Source organism: Candidatus Infernicultor aquiphilus (genome assembly GCF_002784285.1).
Taxonomy (GTDB): domain Bacteria; phylum Atribacterota; class Phoenicimicrobiia; order Phoenicimicrobiales; family Phoenicimicrobiaceae; genus Infernicultor; species Infernicultor aquiphilus.
In genome coordinates this window covers 1-1,227 of record NZ_PFKO01000279.1, presented here as the reverse complement: position 1 = coordinate 1,227, position 1,227 = coordinate 1, and the positions used below count along the sequence as shown (strand labels likewise).

At 33.7% G+C, this 1,227-nt stretch carries 2 protein-coding genes and 1 pseudogene; all 3 read right to left on the bottom strand.

Annotation, left to right across the window (positions count from 1 at the left end; translation table 11 throughout):
* Positions 1-76: 76 nt before the first annotated feature.
* Positions 77-310 (bottom strand): type II toxin-antitoxin system HicA family toxin, encoded by a 234-nt coding sequence (locus tag COZ07_RS07520; protein WP_406607956.1) that lies wholly within the window; start codon positions 308-310, stop codon positions 77-79.
* Positions 307-534, bottom strand: coding sequence for a type II toxin-antitoxin system HicB family antitoxin (locus tag COZ07_RS07515; RefSeq protein WP_406607955.1), 228 nt, complete (start codon positions 532-534; stop codon positions 307-309). Before COZ07_RS07515 ends, COZ07_RS07520 begins: the two co-directional genes overlap by 4 nt.
* A gap of 159 nt (positions 535-693) precedes the next feature.
* Positions 694-798: pseudogene (locus tag COZ07_RS07510) on the bottom strand (type II toxin-antitoxin system HicB family antitoxin); the annotation flags it as partial.
* Between the last annotated feature and the right edge of the window lie 429 nt (positions 799-1,227).

The following is a 1,227-nucleotide window of genomic DNA, read 5'->3' as shown; positions in this document are numbered from 1 at the left end:
ACTATCTTTCTATCTTGCATTTCAATTGGTAAATTGGTTAATCAGCAAATTGGTAATAATGTATTTGTTTTTAATACTAACTCTTCCTTAAAATATCTTTAAATTCATCAGGAGATATTTCTGTATCTCTTAATATCTTTCTCAATAGGGATCTATCAACATCTTTCCCTTTGTGAACAGGAACAATAGTTGTTCTGTTATCTTGATGTTTTAGAAATACATGACTTCCTTTTTGCCTAACTGTTTTAAAGCCAATCCCTTCTAATATTTTTATTAATTCTAATCCTGTCAGTATGGGTAATTTACTCATACTGCAACCTTTTGTATACCAACTATTTCTTTAATATAAGGCTCTTCTTCTCCTTCAACTCCTTCAACCTCCAGATATAGCTCTATAGCTTCTCTTATATTTTTAAGAAGTTCTTCTACTGTTTTCCCCTGAGTATGACAACCTTTAAGTTCAAGTGCAGTTCCTATTAAATATCCATCTTCTCCTTCTTCTATTATAACTGTAAATTGTCTTTTCTTTTTCATTTTTATTTTTCTACCTCCTGGATTGATTATAATTAAAAATAATCGAAATTTTTATTTTCCCTCCCCCTGCACAGAAAAAACTCGATACAAGAAATATTTTCCGTGCAAGGTGCATTTTTACTTGCCGTTTCCACACGCCCACTTAAAAGTGGAATCTTCTGCATCCTGCTCAGTCTTACCCTGACTTACACATCCCGGAATAGATGGACATTCTACCACAAACATTCCATCTTCATCTCGTTCAATTGTTACAATAAACTTCATTGCTTATACCCCCTTTATCATCTTTCTCTCAAAAAACCTCAAAGGCTTGTTTTATTAATTCCGTGACATTATGATTTATAAATTCATTATATCACAATCCCTTCCATTTCGAGTGACTGTGAAGAGAGCATCACAATCCCCTTCCTTATACCCAAATATCTTCCTATAAACCGGTTATCATTTTTTACTATCTCATATCCTATTATATTTTTAAACCAGCTTACCAAAACCGCTGGTTATATTTTTTCAATTCATTTAAGAGTTTGCCCAACACTTCACCTAAAATCTAAACCATAATAGACCAAACCTATCCATTCGTGTAGAGCATAAAAATTATTATTTAATGCCTCTTGCTGCTCCTTCCTCACCTGCTGCCGGAGAACCCAGGACCATACCTCCCGATAGAATCACCATTACCGTATCCCCTAT

Bases quoted from the DNA above. Each gene is read 5' to 3' on its own strand.
- COZ07_RS07520 (WP_406607956.1), bottom strand. From the start codon at position 310: ATGAGTAAATTACCCATACTGACAGGATTAGAATTAATAAAAATATTA.
- COZ07_RS07515 (WP_406607955.1), bottom strand. From the start codon at position 534: ATGAAAAAGAAAAGACAATTTACAGTTATAATAGAAGAAGGAGAAGAT.